This is a genomic window from Pseudomonas sp. CP4 (genome assembly GCF_047758505.1).
GTDB lineage: Bacteria > Pseudomonadota > Gammaproteobacteria > Pseudomonadales > Pseudomonadaceae > Aquipseudomonas > Aquipseudomonas fluorescens_AO.
The window spans coordinates 2,652,450-2,675,564 of sequence record NZ_CP180489.1 but is presented as its reverse complement, the minus strand read 5'-3'; the positions used below and the strand labels follow the sequence as shown (position 1 = coordinate 2,675,564).

Below are 23,115 nucleotides of genomic sequence, written 5' to 3'. Positions count from 1 at the left end.
CCCCTTAATCGGGGCCTTTGTCGTTTATGCCTGTTGGACGGCATGACCTTTGCTGTGAATCTGTCTACAAGAGTGCCATCAAATTAATGGCGTCAGAAGTAGAGGGATTTAAAGTGTCAGCCGTTCTCTCACTGTTACAAAGCCGTTTGTTGCGGCCGGTGTTCGTTACCCTTGGTATCGCCCTTTTGGTGCAGGTGTTGGTGGCGGTTGCCCTGACGCGGAGCACTGTGACGGCGCTGGAAGCCGATCTGGCTGTGCGCCTGGGTGCCGACAGCCAGAAACTCTCCGGTGAACTGGAGCAGGCCGGGCGTGAAGTCACTTCAAGCCTTGATGCTTTGTCAGCCAGCACTCGTCAGCGCCTGACCGCCGGTTTGTCTGCCCGCCTCAAAGAAGAGCAGGCGCAACTACGGGCGACGCTGGAAAAGGATCTCAAGGACTCGGCCAACGACATGGCGCAGTTACTCGCCTCTGTGGCGCCGCGCGCCATGTGGGACAGTGACGTACCGACGCTGTCGGAGTTCGCTCGTCGCGCTCAGCGCAATCCCAACGTGCTGTTCGTGGTGTACGACGACGCCACTGGCCAGCATCTGACCCGTTATCTCAACCGTGAAAACCCGATCAACAAGGCCTTGCTGGAAAAAGGTCAGGGCGAGCGTGCGCTGGATAAAGTGCTGGATGCGGCGAAAAACGATCCTTCGGTTTACTACCTCGAAGCCTCGATCAATCCCAATGGCGTGGAAATCGGCAAAGTGCTGATGGGCGTTTCCACGGCCTCGGTGGAAACCGATCTGGCCGAGCTCGACAAGCGCTTCCTCGCGCTGATTGCCAGCAGCGATCAATTGGTCGGCGACAGCCTCAAAGGCGCAGCGGCGGACAGCGCCAAGGCAATGCAGGCGCGCCTGCAATCGGCGCAGGGCACCGCTGGCGAAATGAAAGCCAACACCGCACAAACCGTTCAAGACGCTGCCACGACACTGCGCTGGCGTATCGGCCTCGGCCTGGCACTGGTCGGTTGCGGCGTGCTGCTGTTGCTGGCCGTAGTGTTGGGGCATCGCGTAGTCAATCGCCTGAAAATGCTCAACACGGCGATGGACGACCTGGCGGCGGGCGAGGGCGACCTGACCAAGCGTGTGCAGATCAACAGCAAGGATGAGATCGGTGATATGGCCTCAGCGGTCAATCGCTTCGTCGACAAGTTGCAGCCGATCGTACGCGAGGCGGGCGATGTCGCTCAGCGCACTGGCGTGGAAATTGGCGCGATGACTTTGCGCAATGCCGGCGCCGATGCGGCCGCCGGGATGCAGCGTGATGAGGTCGCAGAAAGCCTGCGTGCGCTCTCGCAGATGGCTGACGAAGCGCAATCGGAAAGTCATGCCATGCAAGCGGCACTCAAACAAGTCGTGGAAATCCGCCAGGCCACCGATGAAAACACCCGAACCTCGGCGAAGGTCGGTGGCCTGATCGAAGCGCTGGCGGGGCAAGTCGATACCGGGGCGAAAGTCATCGAGCGCCTGGCGCAGCAGAGCGAACAGATTGAGGTGGTGCTGACGGTGATTCACGGTATCGCCGAGCAGACCAATCTGCTGGCGTTGAACGCAGCGATCGAGGCGGCGCGCGCTGGTGAGACCGGTCGGGGATTCGCCGTGGTCGCGGACGAAGTGCGTGCGCTGGCGAGCAAGACGCAAAGCTCCACCGGTGATATTCAGGCGCACATTGTTGCGCTGCAGCAGGGCGCGCGTGAGGCGGTCGAGGCGATCGGCCAGGCCGGACGGCAGGCCAGCGAAGGTTTGCTGGTGTTGCGCGACAGCGCGCGGTTGCAACAGTCGGTGCAGGCTTCGGTTGAGCAGGTGCATGCGGCGATCGGTCTGGCGACGCAAGCAGCAGCGCATCAGGCGCAGGGCGCACAGGCAGTGCGTGGGCGCGTCGAGACGATTCATGCACAGGCCGAGAAAGCGGCGCAGGCAGTGGTGGAGACCACGGCCAGTGGCAAGGTGCTGGATGGTCTGGCTGCGCAATTGAAAGCCAGCCTGGGGCAGTTCCGCGCTTGATGTTGGCTGGGCTGGCCCTATCGCGAGCAGGCTCACTCCTACATTTGGAATGCGTTCCCCTGTAGGAGTGAGCCTGCTCGCGAAAGCATCATCAGCGGCTCAGATACATCCGCGTCGTCAGCAGATAAACCGGCAACCCCGAGACCACAATCAACAACGCCGCATAAGGCGCCGCTGCGGCAAACTCGACATTCGCTGTATGCGCCCAGACCTCGGTCGCCAGCGTGTTCAGTCCGGTTGGGCTGAGCAGCAACGTCGCCGTCAATTCCTTCATCGCATCAAGAAACACTAGCGCAAAAGCCGCGCCCAATGCCGGGAAAATGATCGGCAAGGTCACCCGGCAAAACGCGGTGAACGACGATGCGCCCAAGGTTCGCGCCGCTTCTTCCAGCTGCGGCGCAGCCTTGTTCAGCGCGGTACGGATCGGCGCTTGCGCCAGTGGCAGAAACAGCAGCGCATAAGCGATCAGCAGCAAGCCCGACGTCTGATACAGCACCGGCACGTAATGCAAGGCGAAATACACCAGCGTCAGCGCGATCACCAGCCCCGGCAGTGCGTGCAGCAGATACGGCAAGCGTTCGGCCCAGATTGCCAACTGGCCCTTGTGGCGCACCACCAGTAGCCCGACCGGCACTGCCAAAACCAGACACAACGCCGCGCCGCCCAACGACAATGCCAGCGATGACAGCAGTGCCTCGCTGATTGCCGCTACCGGGAACGCCGCCGATGAGCCGACCGCCAGCCAGTAGGCCAACATCCCCAACGGAATGCCGCTGCCGATAATCGCCAGCAACAGGCAATACAACTGACCTGCCGCCGCCCATGGCCCAAGCTGCACTTGTTCAGCTTGCCGCGCCGCGCCCTGGCCGGTGCGCACATGCCGGCCCTTGCCACGCACGCGCAGCTCCAGCCACAACAGCAGCAGACACAGCGCCAGCAACACCGCCGAAAGCATCGCGGCGTTGGCATTGCTGAATTCCAGTTCGAATTGCTGGTAGATCGCCGTGGTGAAGGTCTGCAGGCCAATGATCGACAGCGCGCCGAATTCCACCAGCATGTGCAGGGCAATCAGCAGCGAACCGGCCAGCAGCGATGGCCACAGCAGCGGCAGGGTGACGCGGAAAAACACGCCCCAGCGATTCTGTCCCAACGTGCGGGCGGATTCTTCGAGGGAGGGATCGAGATTGCGCAGGGTGGCGGCAACCGGCAGAAAGATCAGCGGATATTTCGACAGGCTCATCACCAGAATCGCCCCGCCGAGTCCTTCGAATTGCGCGCTGAGCGAGACCCAGGTGAAGCTGCTGACAAACGCCGGCACCGCAAACGGCAGGCACAGGATCACGCCCCACAGGCGCCGCCCCGGCAGATTGCTGCGTTCCAGCAACCACGCCAGTGATAGGCCGATCACGCCACAGGTGACCGTCACGCCGACCATCAGTGCCAAAGTGTTGCGCAACAGGCCAAACACATACGGGCGCCACAACAGGTGCAGCGCCTCGGCCCAGCCGGCCTGCCAGGCTTTCGCCCCGACGTAGGCCAGTGGCAACAGGCTGAGTACCACCAGTAGCAATACCGGCAGCACCAGCCAGATCGACGGGCGTCTGCGTCTTGGTACGTAACCCCCGCGCGCGGCGGGGGCCGATAACGATGCTGTCATCAGTTCAGGCCAACTTCGCGTTCCAGCTCCAGCGCTTCTTCAGCATTGCCCAGATCCGCCGGAGTGACATTCGGCGCTTCCAGTTCGCTGAACGGCTTGAGGCCGCGATCCGATTCCATGCCTTTGTGCAGCGGGTACTCGGCGGTGGTCTGGGTGATCACGCGCTGACCTTCTTCGCTGGCCATGAAGGCGAGGAATTGCTGGGCTTCTTTTGGATGTTTGCTGGATTTCAGCACGGCAGCGCTGGACACGGTGATCAGGCCGCCAGCGTCGCCCCCGGTGAAATAATGCAGCTTGGAGTCGAGCTTGCCTTTTTCGCGTTGCAGGGCGAACCAGTAGTAATTGTTCACCAGCACGGTAGCGACTTCGCCGTTCTCCACGGCTTTGAGCGCGACCATGTTGTTGCTGTAGGTTTTGCCGAACGCGCGCAAACCGGTCAGCCACTCTTCGGCAGCGTCACGACCGTGCAGTTTGATGATCGCTACGGCCTGTTCCTGGAAGGCGCCACTGGTCGGCACGAAACCGACCTTGCCTTGCCATTGCGGCTCGGAGAATTCCATCACCGATTTCGGCAGGTCTTTTTCGTCGATCAGTTTCGGGTTGAACGCGACCACGCGTACGCGGGCGGTAACGCCGATCCAGGTGCCGTTGGCGGCGACATACTTTTCTGGCAGAACCGCCAGTGTCGCGTCATCGGCCTTGGCCAGCAGCCCCTGTTCGCCGAGGTTGTTCAGCGGCGGCGACTCTTCGGTGTAGATCACATCGGCGGGGGAGCGATCGCCTTCTTCGATAATCTGGCTGGCGAGCTGGTTGCTGCTGCCTTTGCGCACGTTGACGTGGATGCCGGTCTTGGCTTCAAAAGCCTTGGCAATCGCGTCGCCGACTTCCTTGTGCTGGCCGTTGTAGAGAGTCAGGGAAACCGCATCGGCAGCCTGGGTGAGGGGAGTGGCGAGCGCCAGGCCGAGGAGGGTGAAGGTCAGGCCTCGGCGCAGGGTATTTCGAAACGTCATTCGCAGGGTTCCTCACTGTCGCATTGCAAAAACTTGCAACAATGATAAACGATATTGTTTCTCAAGTGCGCCTTGTGGGGCGACTGGCGATTGTGTTGGAGCTGCCGAAGGCTCGGGCCGCGTTCGGACGATCTTTTGATCTTGCGTTTAGTCGAGAAGGGCAAAAGCAAGATCAAGAGATCGCAGCCTCGTTGCACTCGTCAGCTCCTACACGCTCCTACAAGACCTGCGGGAATTCAGGAAGCCAGAAACGCAAAAACCCGCTTTCGCGGGTTTTTGTGAAATCCAAGGCCTGAACCTTGAATTTGAATTGGTGCCCAGAAGAAGACTCGAACTTCCACGACCGTAAGGTCACCAGCACCTGAAGCTGGCGTGTCTACCAATTTCACCATCTGGGCAATCATCGCAAGCGTTGCCGCTGTTGATGTGGCGCACTATACGGAGGCCTTTTTGATCTGTAAACCCCTGATTTGGTTTTAATAAATCAGTGCGAACAAAAGCTTTCCCGCAAATGCAAAAAACCCGCTTTCGCGGGTTTTGTGTGAGTCTTGAAACTGATCTAGTCTCAAACTCGAAATTGGTGCCCAGGAGAAGACTCGAACTTCCACGACCGTAAGGTCACCAGCACCTGAAGCTGGCGTGTCTACCAATTTCACCACCTGGGCATCATCGAAAGCGCTTGTGCGTCGTCGATGGCGCGCACTATACGGAGCGCTTTTTTAACTGTAAACCCCTGCTGTAGAAAAAACTGAATTTTTTTACCAGCGGCGTTCAAAACGGTATCGGAGCGTCGATACAGGGCCTTGCAAAGCCTTATAGAAGCGGAAATTTCCCGTTTCCCGACGCCTATGCCAAACTAACCCGCATATAGACAAGGTGAAAACTCTCTAATGGCCGATTGGCAGTCCCTCGATCCCGAGGCCGCTCGTGAAGCGGAAAAATACGAAAACCCTATTCCCAGCCGCGAACTGATCCTGGCGCACCTCGCCGATCGGGGTTCGCCTGCTGCCCGCGAGCAACTGGTCGAAGAGTTTGGTCTGACTACAGAAGACCAGATCGAGGCCCTGCGCCGCCGCTTGCGCGCCATGGAGCGCGACGCTCAATTGATCTATACCCGCCGTGGTACTTACGCGCCGGTAGACAAGCTCGACCTGATCCTCGGCCGCATCAGCGGTCACCGCGACGGCTTCGGCTTCCTGGTGCCGGACGACGGCAGCGACGACCTGTTCATGAGCCCGGCGCAAATGCGTCTGGTGTTCGATGGTGACCGTGCGCTGGCCCGGGTTTCCGGTCTCGACCGTCGTGGTCGCCGTGAAGGCGTGATCGTCGAAGTGGTGTCCCGCGCTCACGAAACCATCGTCGGCCGCTACTTCGAAGAAGGCGGCATCGGTTTCGTCGTTGCCGACAATCCGAAGATCCAGCAGGAAGTGCTGGTCACTCCGGGCCGTAACGCCAATGCGCAGATCGGTCAGTTCGTCGAGGTGAAAATCACTCACTGGCCAACGCCGCGCTTCCAGCCGCAAGGCGATGTGGTCGAAGTGGTCGGCAACTACATGGCGCCGGGCATGGAAATCGATGTTGCCCTGCGCACTTATGACATTCCGCACGTCTGGCCTGAAGCGGTTGTGAAAGAAGCTGCCAAGCTCAAGCCGGAAGTTGAAGAAAAAGACAAAGAGAAGCGCATCGACCTGCGCCATCTGCCGTTCGTCACCATCGACGGCGAAGATGCCCGCGACTTCGACGACGCGGTCTACTGCGAAGCCAAACCGGGCAAGCTGCGCCTGTTCTCCGGTGGCTGGAAGTTGTACGTGGCGATTGCCGACGTCTCCAGCTACGTGAAGATCGGCTCGGCGCTGGACAACGAAGCTCAGGTTCGCGGCAACTCGGTGTACTTCCCCGAGCGCGTGATTCCGATGCTGCCAGAGCAACTGTCCAACGGTCTGTGCTCGCTGAACCCGCAAGTCGACCGTCTGGCCATGGTTTGCGAGATGACCATCTCCAAGTCCGGCGAAATGACCGACTACTGCTTCTATGAGGCGGTGATCCATTCCCATGCCCGTCTGACCTACAACAAGGTCAGCGCGATGCTGGAAACGCCGAAGGCTACCGAAGCGCGCAAATTGCGCGGTGAGTACACCGACGTCGTGCCGCATCTCAAGCAGCTGTACGCGTTGTACAAAGTATTGCTGGCCGCACGCCACGTACGTGGCGCGATCGATTTCGAAACTCAGGAGACCCGGATCATCTTCGGCTCCGAGCGCAAGATTGCCGAAATTCGTCCGACCGTGCGCAACGATGCGCACAAGCTGATCGAGGAATGCATGCTGGCCGCCAACGTGGCCACTGCCGAATTCCTCAAGAAGCACGAAATTCCTGCGTTGTATCGCGTTCACGCCGGCCCGCCGCCGGAGCGTCTGGAAAAACTGCGCGCGTTCCTGGGTGAGCTCGGCCTGTCCCTGCACAAAGGCAAGGACGGTCCGTCGCCGAAGGATTATCAGGCTTTGCTCGCGAGCATCAAGGATCGTCCGGATTTCCACCTGATCCAGACCGTAATGCTGCGTTCGTTGAGCCAAGCGGTGTACAGCGCTGAGAACGACGGTCACTTCGGCCTGAATTACGAAGCCTATACCCACTTCACCTCGCCCATCCGTCGGTACCCGGACCTGCTCACGCACCGCGCGATCCGCAGCGTGATTCATTCCAAGCAGGACACCCCGCACGTTCGTCGTGCCGGTGCGATGACCATTCCGAAGGCACGCATCTATCCGTACGACGAAGCAGCGCTGGAGCAGCTCGGCGAGCAGTGCTCGATGAGCGAACGCCGCGCCGACGAAGCGACCCGTGATGTGGTGAACTGGCTGAAGTGCGAATTCATGAAGGATCGCGTCGGCGAGTCGTTCCCGGGCGTGATCACCGCGGTGACCGGCTTCGGTCTGTTCGTCGAGCTGACCGACATCTACGTCGAAGGCCTGGTGCACGTCACCGCGCTGCCGGGTGATTACTACCATTTCGACCCTGTGCATCACCGCCTCGCGGGCGAGCGCACCGGCCGCAGTTTCCGTCTTGGCGACACCGTTGAAGTACGCGTCATGCGCGTCGACCTCGACGAGCGCAAGATCGACTTCGAGATGGCAGAAAAAACCATCAGCGCGCCGATCGGCCGCAAGAAGCGGGGCGCCGAAACCGCTGCGCCTGCTGCCAAGGTTGCGGAAGAAAAGGCTCCAGCGAAAACCGCCAGCCGTCGTCCGGCCAAGGAAAAGGTTGCCGAAGCCTATCGCCCGAGCGATGCCGTGGCGAAAAACGCCGAGCTGCGTAAAAGCCGTGAATTGAAGAAGGCCTTGTTGGCCGATGCGAAAAGCGGTGGTAAAGCGGCGTCCGGGGGAAAGACCGGGCGGTCGGCGCCTGACAGGGCGACCGACGGCAAGCCAGCCAAACCGAGCAAGCACCGTAAGGGCCCGCCAAAAGCGGGTTCCGCTCCAGCCAAAAGTGGCGGGGCGCGTAAACCGAAGGCGAAGTCATGAGTCAGTTGGAAAAAATCTACGGCGTTCACGCGGTAGAAGCGTTGCTGCGTCACCATCCCAAGCGCGTCAAACAAATCTGGCTGGCGGAAAGCCGCAATGATCCGCGCGTGCAGACGCTGGTCGAACTGGCCAACGAAAACCGGGTTCAGGTCGGCCAGGCCGAGCGTCGCGAAATGGACGCCTGGGTTGAGGGCGTGCATCAGGGCGTGGTCGCGGAAGTCAGTCCGAGCCAGGTCTGGGGCGAAGCAATGCTCGACGAGTTGCTCGATCGCACCGAAGGCGCGCCGCTGCTGCTGGTGCTCGACGGCGTGACCGATCCGCACAACCTCGGCGCCTGCCTGCGTTCGGCCGATGCGGCCGGTGCGCTGGCGGTGATCGTGCCGAAGGACAAGTCGGCCACGCTGACTCCGGTGGTGCGTAAAGTCGCCTGCGGCGCCGCGGAAGTGATTCCGCTGGTGGCCGTGACCAACCTGGCGCGCACGCTGGAAAAACTCCAGCAGCGCGGCCTGTGGGTTGTCGGTACAGCCGGTGAAGCCGAGGTCAGCATTTATGACCAGGACCTGACCGGCCCGACCATTCTGATCATGGGCGCCGAAGGCAAAGGCATGCGCCGCCTGACCCGCGAGCACTGCGACTATCTGGTGAACCTGCCGATGGCCGGTAGCGTCAGCAGCCTCAACGTCTCGGTCGCCACCGGCGTGTGCCTGTTCGAAGCCCAGCGCCAGCGCGGCGCGAAGGCCAAGGCCAGCGCTTCGCGCAAGCTATAAGCTGCAAGCTGCAAGCTGCAAGCTGCAAGCTGCAAGCTGCAAGCTGCAAGCCTCAAGTCAGAAGCGGTCCGCTTGCAGCTTGAGGCTTGTAGCTCATAGCTGCTGTTCATTTATTCACCAATTGCCTTGCGCCCCCGCAGTCCCTTCTCTACAATTGCGCCCCTTGCTGTGACGGCAGGCACGCATGTGCCCCGCGCCAGCAAGTCCATAAGTGTCATTCACTCCTTGTCTGACCGTTTTTGAGCGGCAGGCTACAACCCGTAAGGAGCATTCATGCGTCATTACGAAATCATCTTTCTGGTCCACCCGGATCAGAGCGAGCAAGTCGGCGGCATGGTTGAGCGTTACACCAAGCTGATCGAAGAAGACGGCGGCAAAATCCACCGTCTGGAAGACTGGGGCCGTCGTCAACTGGCCTACGCAATCAACAATGTTCACAAGGCTCACTACGTGATGCTGAACGTTGAGTGCACTGGCAAGGCCCTGGCCGAGCTGGAAGACAACTTCCGCTACAACGATGCAGTGATCCGTAACCTGGTCATCCGTCGCGACGAAGCCGTTACCGGCCAGTCCGAGATGCTCAAGGCTGAAGAAAACCGCAGTGAGCGCCGTGAGCGTCGCGACCGTCCTGAGCACGAAGGCGCCGAAGGCACCGACAGTGATGACAGCGACAACAGCGATAACGCTGACGAGTAATCCACGGACCTTATTAAGGAGCCTATCAAATGGCACGTTTCTTCCGTCGTCGTAAATTCTGCCGCTTCACCGCTGAAGACGTGAAAGAGATCGACTACAAAGATCTCAACACTCTGAAAGCCTACGTATCCGAGACCGGCAAAATCGTTCCAAGCCGCATCACCGGTACCAAAGCTCGTTATCAGCGTCAGCTGGCCACCGCTATCAAGCGCGCCCGCTTCCTGGCCCTGCTGGCCTACACCGACAGCCACGGCCGCTGAGACCGGGCAGTCGACAAGTAGCAAAGGATTGAATGCATGCGCGCCTTAGCTGAGTTCATCATGCGAGGCCGAATGCAGGCCACTCTCGTGGTGGCCGGATGTGCAACATTGCCGTTGTTGTATTGGTTGGGTGCTGCCGCCGGGAGCCTTGTGCTGCTGCGGCGCGGATTGACGGACGCCCTTGGCGTTCTGTCACTGGGACTGCTGCCGGCATTGATCTGGTGGCTGTATGCCGACGACCCACGGGCACTTCTGGTGCTGCTGGGGTCTTCGGGGCTTGCGTTGGTTTTGCGCGCAAGCGAATCCTGGGTCCGCACGCTGCTGGTCAGCGTAGTGATCGGAGTGGTGTTTTCAGTGGTGCTCGGGGTCGCGTTTGCGGCCCAGATCGAGATGCTTGCACAGGCCCTTATAAAGGTCATGCCGGCGCTCCTCGGTGAGACTTACAAGCAATTGTTGGTCGATGAGCAAGCGCGTTTCGCGTCCCTGATTGCACCGGTCCTGACCGGACTGATTGCGGCCTTGTTGCAGATCGTCAGCGTGCTGAGCCTGATTGTCGGGCGGCATTGGCAGGCGTTGTTGTACAACCCGGGTGGTTTCGGTCGCGAGTTTCGCGCCATCCGCATCCCGCTGGGGCCGGCGATGTTACTGCTGGCGTTGATGCTTCTGGGCCCGAATCTCGGTGCACAGATGGCCATGTTGACGCCGTTGTGCAGTGTACCGCTGGTGTTCGCCGGGCTGGCCCTGATTCACGGGCTGGTCGGGCAGAAGCGACTGGCCGGTTTCTGGCTGGTGGGGTTGTACGTCACGCTGCTGTTGTTCATGCAGCTGATCTATCCGTTGCTCGTGGTTCTGGCCATTGTCGACAGCCTGATTGATTTTCGCGGTCGTCACGTGTCGAAAGACACCGACAGCGCGAACGGTGAAGGTTAAAAGTTAGAGGATTTTCACATGCAACTGATCCTTCTGGAAAAAATCGCCAACCTGGGCAACCTGGGCGACAAAGTAAACGTTAAGGCCGGTTACGGCCGTAACTACCTGCTGCCTTTCGGCAAGGCTACCGCTGCGACCGCTGCCAACCTGGCTGCGTTCGAAGAGCGTCGCGCCGAGCTGGAAAAAGCCGCCGCAGACCGTAAGGCATCGGCTGAAAGCCGTGCTGCCCAACTGGCCGAGCTGGAAGTGACCATCACTGCCACCGCTGGCGACGAAGGCAAGCTGTTCGGTTCGATCGGTACTCACGACATCGCTGACGCACTGACCGCCTCCGGCGTTGAAGTGCAGAAGAGCGAAGTTCGTCTGCCGAACGGCACCATCCGCAACGTGGGTGAATTCGACGTGGCCGTGCACCTGCACGCCGAAGTTGAAGCCACCGTACGCGTTGTCGTGGTAGCAGCTTAAGCAACACGGATCGGCTGGCGGCTTGTCCGTCAGGCGGTTAACATCGGGCACGATCCTGTTTACAGGTCGTGCCCTTTGTCTTTCTGAATTCCCTGCTTTTCACTAATACTCAAGTGGCCATGAACGATATCTCCGCTCCCGAGCAATACGATCTGCAAACCGCTGCCCTGAAGGTGCCGCCGCATTCCATCGAGGCTGAACAGGCTGTACTCGGTGGTCTGATGCTGGACAACAACGCCTGGGAACGCGTGCTCGATCAAGTCTCCGACGGCGATTTCTATCGACATGACCACCGCCTGATCTTCCGCGCGATCGCCAAGCTGGCCGATCAGAACTCGCCGATCGACGTCGTGACCCTTGCCGAACAACTCGACAAGGAAGGCCAGACGTCGCAAGTCGGCGGCCTCGGCTATCTTGGCGAACTGGCAAAAAACACCCCGTCCGTCGCCAACATCAAGGCCTATGCGCAGATCGTCCGCCAGCGCGCGACGTTGCGCCAACTGATCGGTATCAGCACCGAGATCGCCGACAGCGCCTTCAACCCCGAAGGCCGTACCGCTGAAGAGATTCTCGATGAAGCCGAACGCCAGATCTTCCAGATCGCCGAGGCGCGGCCGAAGACCGGCGGCCCGGTGGGCGTCAATGAGTTGCTGACCAAGGCCATCGACCGCATCGATACGTTGTTCAACACCGCCGACGCGATCACCGGCCTGTCCACCGGCTACACCGACCTCGACGAGAAGACCAGCGGCTTGCAACCGTCCGACCTGATCATCGTCGCCGGCCGTCCGTCGATGGGTAAAACCACCTTCGCGATGAACCTGGTGGAAAACGCCGTATTGCGCAGCGAGAAGGCTGTACTGGTTTACTCCCTCGAGATGCCAGGCGAATCGCTGATCATGCGTATGCTTTCTTCGCTCGGCCGTATTGACCAGACCAAGGTGCGTTCCGGCCAGCTCGAAGACGATGACTGGCCGCGCCTGACTTCGGCGGTCAACCTGCTCAATGATCGCAAACTGTTCATCGATGACACCGCCGGTATCAGCCCTTCGGAGATGCGCGCGCGCACCCGGCGTCTGGTGCGTGAGCACGGCGATGTCGGCCTGATCATGATCGACTACCTGCAACTGATGCAGATTCCCGGATCCAGCGGTGACAACCGTACCAACGAGATTTCCGAGATTTCGCGATCGCTGAAAGCCCTGGCCAAGGAATTCAATTGCCCGGTAGTGGCCCTGTCGCAGCTCAACCGCTCCCTCGAACAACGCCCGAACAAGCGCCCGGTGAACTCCGACTTGCGCGAATCCGGAGCGATCGAGCAGGACGCCGACGTGATCATGTTCGTTTACCGCGACGAGGTGTATCACCCGGAAACCGAGCACAAAGGCATTGCTGAAATCATCATCGGCAAGCAGCGTAACGGTCCGATCGGTTTTATCCGGCTGGCGTTCATCGGCAAGTACACGCGCTTCGAAAACCTCGCGCCGGGCAGTTACAACTTCGACGACGACGAGTAACAGCAGACCGGATCGCCGGTCTGCTGACGGGGCCAGTTTCAGTTGGCCCCGGCTGTCGCGTCGCTGACTGCAGGGACCGCTACTGGGGCGTCTGGCTGCAACTCTTGTCGGGTCAGTGCCTGAATCAGCGTCGCTTCGCTGATTGCCAACTGTGCGGTGAGGTCGTCAGTTTGCGTGTCGTACTGGGCCTGAGTCAGGGTTTTGTTGGAAAACTGCGCGGACAGCTCCGCCTGTTTCTCCTGATAGGGCTGGCGGGCCGCGTCGAACTGGGGCGAGTATTTGTACGTAATGAAATCCTGCCAGAAGTCTGTCGCAACCAATGCCTGGACCTCCTCCGGCGAGTCGTTCGTCGCGACAACTTTCCGATATGCCAGCTCAAGCATCTCTGTTGTGACGTCAGCCATGCCGATGAACGACAACGTCTGCGGCTGAAACGGCAATTGCAGCCGGTCCTTGAGACCGAAGCGATACGCCATGGTCATCTCATGCGGGTCGCGTATGCGCAGGCGATGGCGGTTACGCTCGCCCGCCGCTATCTGCGGATTATCGGCAATAGCCCTGCTTGCGGCGACCTGCGCGGCAGCGATGTCATCTACTTGCTTGAGTCGAAACAACCCTTTGGACAATTCCACCAGAGGCGTGCCATTACCGTCCTCACGTGCTTTCACCCGGGCCTTGTGGGTCATGGCAAGCACTTGCAGGTCGGTGAAGGTCGCGGCTGCCAGATCCGTGCAACCCGCTTCGCAGGCGCGGTCGAAGAGTTCTCTGCGCAGGGCGCGCGATTGCGGGTTGTTTTCGCTGATGACCTCGATTACGTCCCAGGCCTGCCGTCGGAAGTCCTGATGATGGGCGAGGCCGGCGATGATGTTGAAAAAGCCATCCGAGCCTTCCTGTGCCCTCAGGGTGTTCATTTGGGCGATTCTCGTTGCCGCCTGTTGTGGCGACAGCCCGGCGACCCATCGCGGGTTCAGCGCCACCGGATTCTCGATGGGCACCTGTATTCGTGAAACGGGGCGAGCCGTGGTCAGCAGGTTCAAACGGTGTTGAAGCGGGGTGCCGGCGGCGGCCAGGCGCTCACTGTAAAGACGCAGCCGTTCATGCGTCGTATCGCTCAACGGATTATTGTTTATCCGTGTGCCGCTGTTGACCTGTACCGAGTGCGCCAGCCGTTCTGCTGGAGGGGCGACGACAAAGTCCGGAAGTGTGGTGATCCGATTGTTGCCGAGGGTAATCTTGCCCAGTTGTGGTTGATCGAAAAGGCCTGTCGGCCATCTGTCGATGCCAGTGTTGGACAGATCGACCTCGCGAATGTCTGTGATCAGGCTGAAATCCGGCACCACGCCCAACTGTGGATTGTCCTGCATCCATAAGGCTCTGAGAGTCGTGCGCCCGGCGAGTATCTGCGCCGTTTCGGCAGTGAGTTCAAGCTGATTGCCCTGCAGGAACAAGCGTGTCATGCCATGCATCTCTCCCACCGCCGGCGGCAGATCCCTGAGCCGATTGTTGGCCATGTTCAGCCAGCGCAGATGGCGAAAGCGTGTGAGAAAGCCTTCCGGCGACTCGGTGAGGTTCATATTGTTCAGTTTGAGCGAACCTACGTGGCTGAAGTCGATGCTCAGGTCCGGCAGGGTCGGCAACGTCAGGCCGCTGAGGTCGAGCTCCAGACCGATTTCGCTATTGTCGTAGGCGCGTTTTTGCGGTGTTTCCCGGCGCCAGCAACTGAGGATTCGATCCCGTGCTTCGTTGCGGTCACTGCGGGTCTGGGCGTTGAGCTGCAGTTGGTTGGCTCGAATGTAGCGCTGACGATTGTTGCCGCCCGAAAAAACCCAGTCATCGAGCTGGCCCTTCAGTACCGCGAACTCTTGCTCCAGCGCCAACAGCCGGGGCGCGATACTCGCCTTTTCATGATTCCAGATATATTCGCGGCACGTCTGGATGCTCTTGCCCGGGTATAGATTTCGATAGCGCTGTGCTCGCGAGTTTTCGCTGTCGAACGCGGCGGGGTGGGTGGGGGCTATCAGGTCAGGGTGCGAGGCTTTCAGCCGGCGCCAGTAACCATCGAACTTTCTCCAGTACGCTGAGGGGAAGTCGTTGCCTTCCAGCCGCGTGCCGTTATTGATCCGTGCGATACGCGGCAGGTCATCCGGCAACGGGTGGAGGTTGGCCTGCGGCACTTCACGTAGATGATTGTTACGTAAATCAAGCGAGGTCAGAGCCGTTTTGTCGAGCAGTCCATTGGGCCATTCGGTGATTCCGGTGCTTCTCAGAGTCAGTGTCTGCAAACCTGACATGGCACTGAAATCGGGTATTGTCTCAAGCGGATTGTCGCTCAGATCGATGTGCTTGAGTGCGTGCAGGTCGCTCAGCGCAATGGCGCCTTGCTGATCGAGTTTTATCTTGTTTCCATGCAAATCCAGACTGCTGAGTCGCGGCAGCCTGGCAATGACTGCCGGCATTTTTTCGATGTTGCAGGAAGTCAGGCTCAACTGTTCCACATTCGGGAATTTGCCAAGAAACGCGTCGGCCGCCTCCGACCAGGACACGGCGTCTAGGCTGAGCAACTTGACGTGGCTGAAATCCGCCGTCAGGACCGGGAGCTGTGCATACACCTGATGCAATTTCAACGCGCCGTCCGAATCTCCCAGCCAGCAGCCTCGGATCAGTCTGGCAATGCGCCGAGCTTTGATCACTTCCGGGCCGGTTGTAGATGAACCCGTCTGACTGTCGGTTATATAGGCCTCCAGTTGCGTTTCGAGCAGGTCGAATTCCGCCAGGCGCCGGGATGATTCGCCCGGGGCCCTTTCTTCCAGCTCAAGCAGATACTCCTTGGCCGCCTGTGCATCTTTGTCGGGATACATTCGTTGCACCGTGGCGATGTCTGCGGCGGCGGCGTCGAGCCGGAATGCCTTCGGCTGTTCGCCAGTGCCTGCCTGAGGGTGCGCAACGTTCACACGTTGCCAATACTTCTCCAGAGTTTGCCAATAGCCTGCCGGGAACGGATTGCCTTCAATGAGCGTCACGCTGTTGACACGAGCATTAGCCAGGGATTGATCGCTCGATGGGTGGAGAATTTTCTCCGGTATCTGGTGCAGTTGGTTGTCGCGCAAATCCACGGTTACCGGGGCTTGCAGATTCTGTAGCCCATTTGGCCATTGCTGGAGTCGGGTGTCGCGCAGGCTCACCGATCTGAGTGCGCCCATCGCACTGAAGTCGGGTGCTATGTCCAATGGATTGTGGGACAGGTTGAGGTATTGAAGTTGGCTCAGTCCGCTCAGTTGCGCCGCTGTTTGTTGCGTAAGCCGAAGCCGGTTACTGGTCAGGTTCAGCTCGGTCAGCCCAGGCATTTTATCGATGCTGGCAGGCAGCGTATCCAGGCTGGAGCGGGCGATGGTCAGGCGTTTGAGCGCAGTAAAACCGTTGAGAAAGTCATCGGCGGCAGCCGACCAGCTAACGGTGCCCAGTTCCAGTGCGTGCACATGGCTGAAATCAGCAAGCAATACTGGAAGCACACCGTTGCCCAGTTCGAGTCTGAGCCCGTCGCCGGTCTGTCGTTTCCAGCTGCGCCTGATCGCCGTAGCGCTCCGTTCCGCAGCTACCACTCGGGTTTTGTCAGTGCTGTCTGCAGCGGATGTTTTGACCCACGCTGCCAGATTGTCCTTGAGCGTTTGGTATTCGCTTTCACGTCGCGACAGATACTCGAGCACGTCGTCACCCTGCGCCCGCAGAAGCGTGCCCAGGTCTTCATCATTGAGGCCCGGAAACAGTTTTCTCGCCCGCGATTGCGCGGTGGGGCGCGGGTTGAACAATGCCGAGAGCCGGCTGCGCAGACTTCGTCGCCCCGGGTTGTCATCGCCGCCGCGATTCATACCACCCGTGCCGCCCACTTCGGCGCCCAGCCAGCCTGCGTGGGCATCGAAAACAATCGGCTCCGACCTGCCGGAACGTGTCGCGACATACGTATTATCGCTGTCGACGGCGACCGGATCGTCCGGCCGGACGATGCGCATCACCTGCGTCCAGGGCGTTGAAGCATCAACGTCGTGCAGTACTTGATAGCTGTGATTGTCGATCACCGCGTAGAGCCGGCCGTCATGGCGATACAGGCCGTCGCTGTCGTGTCGAGCGCTGCTGAAATCCAGCAATGTCCGGAAATCTTGCAAACGCGTCGCTGGCAGCGGGAAAGTCTTCGGCTGCAAATCGTCCACTGCGTGCCAGAGTCCACCATCGGGGTCACGCAGCATCACGGGGCCAGAGGGCGTCGATTCGCTCGCCAGCCTGGCCCGCCACAGGCCGCTCTGCGCATCCTTGCCGACCTGCACGAAGCTGCCATCCGCCATCTCGATGTACTGACGCCCCTTGAACAGCATTACGCCGTCCAGGTTCGCAGCGGGCAAGCCGGCCGTCGAGGTGAGCCGATAGTCCTCCAGCGGCCGGGCGACGACCACAGCTCTTTCCGTTACTTGTGCAGTGGAATGCACTGTGACGCTGGGGGCCGGGGCGATTGCGTCGGCATTCGTGTTGCCGGTCGGTCCGCCCGGTCGTGGCTGGGCTGCAAGTGAGATTGCCGTGTCGAAGCCCGGCCGCAGTGTTACGTCGGGGCGTAGCACTGGCGAATCCACTGGCGTGCCCGGTCGCAGATGGACATCGACCTGGGTAGTGCCTTTGAGCGGTGTTTTGATTGGCATGTCTTTACATTCCTTGTAGGGCTGCCCCGCAGCGCTTGAATCCGGTGCGCCGGGGCTGTTCGGCATCATTGCCTGGGAGATGTCGGCGAGTAGCCATGGATAGAGAGGCTTGCTACCTGCCTGGTAATGGTTGATGGCCCGGGACTCGCGAGGGGAGGAGTACTCGCGGCCAGATTGAAAATTCTTTGCGCCGTGCGTCCATCGAAATGTTCGCGCCAGATGGCGACGTGTTCGCGCCCCGCACGTTCTTCCCGGCGTTGCGCGGCGGCGCCCATGGCGCTTTGCTGGAGGGTTTTCAGATGGGCGCCGCGCACATTGAAGTTCAGATCTGGGGTATTCCGGGCTGGATAATGGAAATGCGCATGCCAAAGTTCTTTGTCACCAGTGGCATCCCTGATCGAGTAAAGGTCCAGGTATTCTCTGTTCTTGCCCTTGCCTCGTTTGATTCGGTCATCGGTCTTCACCACGCGCACCTGCGCGCGGTCCATCAGGTAAATCAGTCGATCGACGCTCAGGAAGTCTTTGTCCTTGTAAATCCGGATGCGAATTTCTTCGCCCGTTTCGCGCAGGCGTTGGCTCTGCTCCCTCAGGCTTTGAACAAGGGGTGTGGCATTGGCATCGCTTGTTTCAAATCGCTGAAGCTCAAGCGCAGTGTCATCCAGGGTTTTGGCCCGTCCTTCAAGCGTTTCGACAATGTTGTCGGGGTGATTTTTCGCTTGCTCTTGCCTGAGGGCGATGTCCACGTACGAATCGGTTTGCTGCAGATGTAGACGGGCCTCGGCAATCAGCGTGGGCAGGCGTTTACTCTGAACCGCCTGCGCCGGGCGCCATTCGCCGTCCCTGCGCTCATAGATTTGTGCAGACTGTTTCAGATCAAAAGTGTTCGTGACGCCAATGACTTCCTCTCCCTGCGCGGTGCGCCGAGACTCGCCGACGTGGAGCTTGTAGACGCCGTGTTTTTTTGCGCGAAAGAGTCGCCATGATTTGGGTGGCGGACCATTTTTGACTTGTGGCGGGATGAAGTCGAAGTCAATCGGCAGTTCGTGGACTGGCGGCGCGGTACCGTCGGGCTGCGCGTGGTAAATACGATTCAGGCGGGTTTCCAGCATGTGTTCAAACGCGCTGATTTCTGCGCTGATGTCATTGCGTGAGGTGACGTGTTCGGGGCCGTCGGGCAGGTCGAGCCGGTCGTACCAGTCACGGATGGCTGCGCATTGCTGAGCCAGGTTATTGAGTACCACGGGGTGCGCGGCCTGCGGAACGCTGTCGAGTGCTCCGTAGACAAAAGTCGCCTGGCCAAACTGGACGGCCAGATCCGATGCCTGAGGAGCATCACTGCGCGATTGAGGATTGTCCAGCAGCACGCTTTTGCTCAGGACCCACGAGGCAACTACGTCATGCGTATCCATCGGTGAAAGGACGTCCTGACCCAAATCGTCCGCCGAGACCTTCCACTTTTTCAGCAGAGTGTCGGCAATGAGCTGGCGCTTTTTCAAGTGGGCCAGCTGTCGGGCGAGAAAACCGACGGTCCGCGCAAGCCTCTCCGGAGTGAAGTCGAGCAAGGGACCTTCCAGGGCGCGGCGACTCATGCCACATTCGATGAGCTGCTGGTAGGCGAGCATTTGGCTTTTTTGCAGCGCAATCACTGCATCTCGGTAATCTCCCTCCGTCATGAAAGTTTTTATGACGGACTTTTCGTCCTCATAGAACTTCAGAGCCTTGCCAAGCTGCTTCAACTCCCGGTGGCTGTGCAGTTCACGCTGCACAAGCGCAGTCAGTTCAGCAGAGACCCTGGCGGCGTGTTCGCCCGCCCCATCCTTCGCAGTGAGCCATGCGGAAAACAGCTCTTGACGCTTTTTCCTGGCTTCGCGGATTTGCGCATTTATACGGTCAATTTCAGAACCTGCGTCGAGGCGCTGCAAGAACGCAGTCATTGAGTCGGCGCCAGTTCGCGGCATGCCCGCAGCGCCGTACACAATGGTGCCTTGCCAGCCGTGCCGGGCATCGAATGCGACAGGCTCCGAACTGCCGAGGCGTGAAGCCAGGTAAATATTGTTTTCCTGGGTGGCGACCGGGTCTTCGGCGCGAACGATGCGCATCACTTTCCTGCGCGGAGTCGAGGCATCGAGATCGTGCAGGACTTGATAGGCGTGTTGCTTTATCAACGCGTAGAGCTTGCCATTGAAGCGATACAGGCCATCGCTGTCCGGAGCGGCCGTACTGAAATCCAGATCGGCGCGAAACGCCTCCAGCCGTCTAGCAGACAAGGGATAAGTCAATGGCGAAGAGGTGTCGACCGGTTGCCAGAGACCGCCGTCGGCGTCGAATTGCAACAACGGCCCGGACGGATGCAATTCGCTGGGCCACTTGGCCCGATAGAGGCCGCTGGCAGAGTCCAGGCCCACCTGCACGGTCCCACCCTCCGGTACTTTCACGTACTGACGGCCGCGATAAGTCGAAATGCCTCGGGCATCGGCGGCAGGGAGCGCAGGGAGTGAATGGATCCAGTAATCCTGCAACTGACGTTGGTGCGCGACCGGGGAAGGCCATGAAGCGACTATCGCCCTGACCGATACCGGCGGTGGCAGGGAAATAATCCGATGCAATTCCACATCGATCGCCGTGGGCGCTGTGATCGACATCGGGCGTGTGGGGGGGCTGGGCGGCGGCCCGCTTTCGGATGGGGGCGGGAAACGGAGGCGGGGTATCGAGTCATCGGGCCGCGGTCTATGGACCGAGACGGTCGTCGTGCCCCTGATGGGCGGTTTGGGTGGCATTGCCTGTCTTCCTTTCATTTTTCCCGCCTCGCTATTCCCGAAGGGAGAGCGACGCGCGGGCGGCTTCCTTGCCGTGTCGTGTATCGTGCGTTCAGCAAAAACGCGTAAGGTGTGGCGGGTTGACGGCGCAAGAGCAGCGCATGGAGAAACCGACCACTGTCGTCGGAATTGGTCAAAATTTGTGCTATATTCCGCGCCCGCGATTTTTCACTTCAACACCGGTCGTCGACATGCAAGCAGCCAAGCCGTTATTTGACTATCCAAAATATTGGGCCGAATGTTTCGGGCCAGCGCCATTCCTGCCGATGAGCAGGGAGGAGATGGATCAGCTTGGCTGGGATTCGTGCGACATCATCATTGTTACCGGTGATGCCTACGTCGATCACCCGTCCTTCGGCATGGCGATCATCGGCCGGCTGCTGGAGTCGCAAGGCTTCCGCGTCGGGATCATTGCGCAACCGAACTGGCAGTCCAAAGATGACTTCATGAAGCTCGGCGAGCCAAATCTGTTCTTCGGCGTCGCGGCGGGCAACATGGACTCGATGATCAACCGCTACACCGCGGACAAGAAAATCCGTTCCGACGACGCGTACACGCCTGGCGGCATGGCCGGCAAGCGTCCGGATCGCGCCAGCCTGGTCTACAGCCAGCGCTGCAAAGAGGCGTACAAGCATGTGCCGATCGTGCTCGGCGGTATCGAAGCCTCGCTGCGCCGCATCGCCCACTACGACTATTGGCAGGATCGCGTGCGCAACTCGATCCTGATCGACGCCAGCGCCGACATTCTGCTGTACGGCAACGCCGAGCGCGCCATCGTCGAAGTTGCCCAGCGCCTGTCGTGGGGCCACAAGATCGAAGACATCACCGATGTCCGCGGCACCGCGTTCATCCGTCGCGATACGCCGCAGGGCTGGTACGAAGTCGACTCCACGCGCATCGACCGTCCGGGCAAGGTCGACAAGATCATCAACCCGTACGTGAATACCCAGGACACTCAGGCCTGCGCCATTGAGCAGGAAAAAGGCCCGGTCGAAGATCCGCAGGAAGCCAAGGTTGTGCAGATCCTCGCCAGCCCGCGCATGACTCGCGACAAGACCGTGATCCGCCTGCCGTCGATGGAGAAGGTGCGTAACGACCCGGTTCTGTACGCCCACGCCAACCGCGTGCTGCACCTGGAAACCAACCCGGGCAACGCCCGTGCGCTGGTGCAGAAGCATGGCGAGCTCGATGTCTGGTTCAACCCGCCGCCGATTCCGATGACCACTGAAGAAATGGACTACGTGTTCGGCATGCCTTACGCCCGTGTGCCGCACCCGGCGTACGGCAAGGAGAAGATTCCGGCCTACGACATGATCCGTTTCTCGGTGAACATCATGCGTGGCTGCTTTGGTGGCTGCACCTTCTGCTCGATCACCGAGCATGAAGGGCGGATCATCCAGAACCGTTCCGAAGAGTCGATCATTCGTGAAATCGAAGAGATCCGCGATAAGGTGCCGGGCTTCACCGGCGTTATTTCCGACCTCGGCGGCCCGACCGCGAACATGTACCGCATTGCCTGCAAGAGTCCGGAAATCGAATCCGCCTGCCGCAAGCCGTCCTGCGTGTTCCCCGGTATCTGTCCGAACCTGAACACCGACCACTCGTCGCTGATTCAGCTGTACCGCAGCGCCCGTGCCCTGCCGGGTGTGAAGAAGATTCTGATTGCCTCCGGCCTGCGCTACGACCTCGCCGTCGAGTCGCCGGAGTACGTCAAGGAGCTGGTGACCCACCACGTCGGCGGTTACCTGAAGATCGCCCCGGAGCACACCGAGGAAGGTCCGCTCAATCAGATGATGAAACCGGGCATCGGTAGCTATGACAAGTTCAAGCGCATGTTCGAGAAGTACACCAAGGAAGCGGGCAAGGAGCAGTACCTGATTCCGTACTTCATCGCCGCCCACCCGGGCACCACCGACGAAGACATGATGAACCTCGCTCTGTGGCTCAAGAGCAATGGCTTCCGCGCCGACCAGGTGCAGGCGTTCTATCCGTCGCCGATGGCCACCGCTACGGCGATGTACCACTCGGGCAAGAACCCGCTGCGCAAGGTCACCTACAAGAGCGACGGCGTGACCATCGTCAAGAGCGAAGATCAGCGTCGTCTGCACAAGGCGTTCTTGCGTTATCACGACCCGAAAGGCTGGCCGATGCTGCGTGAAGCGCTGATCCGCATGGGCCGCGCCGATCTGATCGGCCCGGGCAAGGATCAACTGATTCCGGCGCATCAGCCGGCCACCGACAGCTACCAGAGCGCCCGTCGCAAGAACTCGACGCCGGCCGGCAGCCACAAGGTCGCCAAAGAGAAGACCACCAAGATTCTCACCCAGCACACCGGTTTGCCACCGCGTGCCAGTGATGGCGGTAATCCGTGGGACAAGCGTGAACAGGCCAAGGCTGCGGCGTTCGCCCGCAACCAGCAGGCGGCCAAGGAACGCAAGGATGCGGCCAAAGGCAAAGGCCCGAAGCCGACACGAAAGCCGGTCGTGCCGCGGTAAACACGGCTTGAGCTGAACAGAACGCCAACCTTCGGGTTGGCGTTTTGCTGATCGTTCCCACGCTCTGCGTGGGAATGCCTCTCGGGACGCTCCGCGTTCCAGCCGTTACTCGCAGTATTGTCAAACATGGTTGTGACGCGGAGCGTCACGGGCTGCATTCCCACGCAGAGCGTGGGAACGATCAAATGCGGTGAGCCCACTGGCCCCATCGCTGGCAAGCCAGCTCCCACAGGTTTCTCTGTCGGTCA

13 protein-coding genes and 2 tRNA genes are annotated in these 23,115 nt (G+C 60.0%); 9 read left to right on the top strand and 6 right to left on the bottom strand.

All coding sequences use genetic code 11. The features are described from left to right. The first annotated feature begins 113 nt into the window (after positions 1–113). Positions 114–2,048, top strand: a complete 1,935-nt coding sequence (locus ACMYUN_RS11905) for a methyl-accepting chemotaxis protein (RefSeq protein WP_415763791.1) — start codon at positions 114–116, stop codon at positions 2,046–2,048. A 91-nt stretch (positions 2,049–2,139) separates the two neighbouring features. Here the strand turns inward: ACMYUN_RS11905 and ACMYUN_RS11900 are convergent, their stop codons facing one another. The 4 genes from ACMYUN_RS11900 to ACMYUN_RS11885 form a co-directional block, all read right to left on the bottom strand. Further along, the gene (locus ACMYUN_RS11900) at positions 2,140–3,705 is read right to left on the bottom strand and encodes an ABC transporter permease (RefSeq protein ID WP_129998181.1); all 1,566 of its coding nucleotides are present in this window, start codon (positions 3,703–3,705) and stop codon (positions 2,140–2,142) included. Further along, complete coding sequence (locus tag ACMYUN_RS11895) at positions 3,705–4,715, bottom strand: extracellular solute-binding protein (RefSeq protein WP_016771941.1); 1,011 nt, start codon at positions 4,713–4,715, stop codon at positions 3,705–3,707. The genes ACMYUN_RS11900 and ACMYUN_RS11895 overlap by 1 nt, the downstream gene beginning before the upstream one ends. Before the next feature lie 311 nt (positions 4,716–5,026). After that, positions 5,027–5,113, bottom strand: a tRNA-Leu gene (locus tag ACMYUN_RS11890). Between the two features lie 180 nt (positions 5,114–5,293). Continuing rightward, positions 5,294–5,380, bottom strand: a tRNA-Leu gene (locus ACMYUN_RS11885). 225 nt (positions 5,381–5,605) lie between these two features. On the opposite strand from ACMYUN_RS11885, the gene rnr reads away from it, so the two are divergent. From rnr to dnaB, 7 genes are all read left to right on the top strand, one after another. Further along, entirely contained in the window at positions 5,606–8,236 is a 2,631-nt protein-coding gene (gene rnr, locus ACMYUN_RS11880; protein WP_039756865.1) for a ribonuclease R, read from the top strand. Continuing rightward, positions 8,233–9,003 (top strand): 23S rRNA (guanosine(2251)-2'-O)-methyltransferase RlmB, encoded by a 771-nt coding sequence (gene rlmB / locus ACMYUN_RS11875; protein WP_039756866.1) that lies wholly within the window; start codon positions 8,233–8,235, stop codon positions 9,001–9,003. Before rnr ends, rlmB begins: the two co-directional genes overlap by 4 nt. Before the next feature lie 273 nt (positions 9,004–9,276). After that, positions 9,277–9,699 (top strand): 30S ribosomal protein S6, encoded by a 423-nt coding sequence (rpsF, locus tag ACMYUN_RS11870; RefSeq protein ID WP_016771938.1) that lies wholly within the window; start codon positions 9,277–9,279, stop codon positions 9,697–9,699. 29 nt (positions 9,700–9,728) lie between these two features. Then, positions 9,729–9,959: a 30S ribosomal protein S18 gene (rpsR, locus tag ACMYUN_RS11865; protein ID WP_002551829.1), complete on the top strand. Its 231-nt coding sequence runs from the start codon at positions 9,729–9,731 to the stop codon at positions 9,957–9,959. A gap of 36 nt (positions 9,960–9,995) precedes the next feature. Further along, positions 9,996–10,889, top strand: coding sequence for a hypothetical protein (locus tag ACMYUN_RS11860; protein WP_415763790.1), 894 nt, complete (start codon positions 9,996–9,998; stop codon positions 10,887–10,889). An 18-nt stretch (positions 10,890–10,907) separates the two neighbouring features. Then, the gene (gene rplI, locus ACMYUN_RS11855) at positions 10,908–11,354 is read left to right on the top strand and encodes a 50S ribosomal protein L9 (RefSeq protein WP_003221136.1); all 447 of its coding nucleotides are present in this window, start codon (positions 10,908–10,910) and stop codon (positions 11,352–11,354) included. A 119-nt stretch (positions 11,355–11,473) separates the two neighbouring features. Next, positions 11,474–12,871, top strand: coding sequence for a replicative DNA helicase (gene dnaB, locus ACMYUN_RS11850; RefSeq protein ID WP_016771936.1), 1,398 nt, complete (start codon positions 11,474–11,476; stop codon positions 12,869–12,871). A 38-nt stretch (positions 12,872–12,909) separates the two neighbouring features. Here the strand turns inward: dnaB and ACMYUN_RS11845 are convergent, their stop codons facing one another. After that, positions 12,910–17,556 carry an NEL-type E3 ubiquitin ligase domain-containing protein gene (locus ACMYUN_RS11845; RefSeq protein ID WP_415763789.1) on the bottom strand — a complete coding sequence of 1,549 codons (4,647 nt, stop codon included), beginning with the start codon at positions 17,554–17,556 and terminating at the stop codon, positions 12,910–12,912. 65 nt (positions 17,557–17,621) lie between these two features. Beyond that, positions 17,622–20,198: a hypothetical protein gene (locus ACMYUN_RS11840; protein ID WP_415763788.1), complete on the bottom strand. Its 2,577-nt coding sequence runs from the start codon at positions 20,196–20,198 to the stop codon at positions 17,622–17,624. A gap of 365 nt (positions 20,199–20,563) precedes the next feature. Here ACMYUN_RS11840 and ACMYUN_RS11835 point away from each other — a divergent pair, with 365 nt between their 5' ends. Then, positions 20,564–22,867 (top strand): YgiQ family radical SAM protein, encoded by a 2,304-nt coding sequence (locus ACMYUN_RS11835; protein ID WP_122693330.1) that lies wholly within the window; start codon positions 20,564–20,566, stop codon positions 22,865–22,867. The last annotated feature ends 248 nt before the right edge of the window (positions 22,868–23,115 follow it).

Coding starts and splice junctions, on each gene's coding strand:
- ACMYUN_RS11835 (WP_122693330.1), top strand. CDS start 20,564: ATGCAAGCAGCCAAGCCGTTATTTGACTATCCAAAATATTGGGCCGAA.
- rpsF (WP_016771938.1), top strand. CDS start 9,277: ATGCGTCATTACGAAATCATCTTTCTGGTCCACCCGGATCAGAGCGAG.
- rpsR (WP_002551829.1), top strand. CDS start 9,729: ATGGCACGTTTCTTCCGTCGTCGTAAATTCTGCCGCTTCACCGCTGAA.
- rnr (WP_039756865.1), top strand. CDS start 5,606: ATGGCCGATTGGCAGTCCCTCGATCCCGAGGCCGCTCGTGAAGCGGAA.
- ACMYUN_RS11845 (WP_415763789.1), bottom strand. CDS start 17,556: ATGCCAATCAAAACACCGCTCAAAGGCACTACCCAGGTCGATGTCCAT.
- ACMYUN_RS11895 (WP_016771941.1), bottom strand. CDS start 4,715: ATGACGTTTCGAAATACCCTGCGCCGAGGCCTGACCTTCACCCTCCTC.
- ACMYUN_RS11840 (WP_415763788.1), bottom strand. CDS start 20,198: ATGTCGATCACAGCGCCCACGGCGATCGATGTGGAATTGCATCGGATT.
- dnaB (WP_016771936.1), top strand. CDS start 11,474: ATGAACGATATCTCCGCTCCCGAGCAATACGATCTGCAAACCGCTGCC.
- rlmB (WP_039756866.1), top strand. CDS start 8,233: ATGAGTCAGTTGGAAAAAATCTACGGCGTTCACGCGGTAGAAGCGTTG.
- rplI (WP_003221136.1), top strand. CDS start 10,908: ATGCAACTGATCCTTCTGGAAAAAATCGCCAACCTGGGCAACCTGGGC.
- ACMYUN_RS11900 (WP_129998181.1), bottom strand. CDS start 3,705: ATGACAGCATCGTTATCGGCCCCCGCCGCGCGCGGGGGTTACGTACCA.
- ACMYUN_RS11860 (WP_415763790.1), top strand. CDS start 9,996: ATGCGCGCCTTAGCTGAGTTCATCATGCGAGGCCGAATGCAGGCCACT.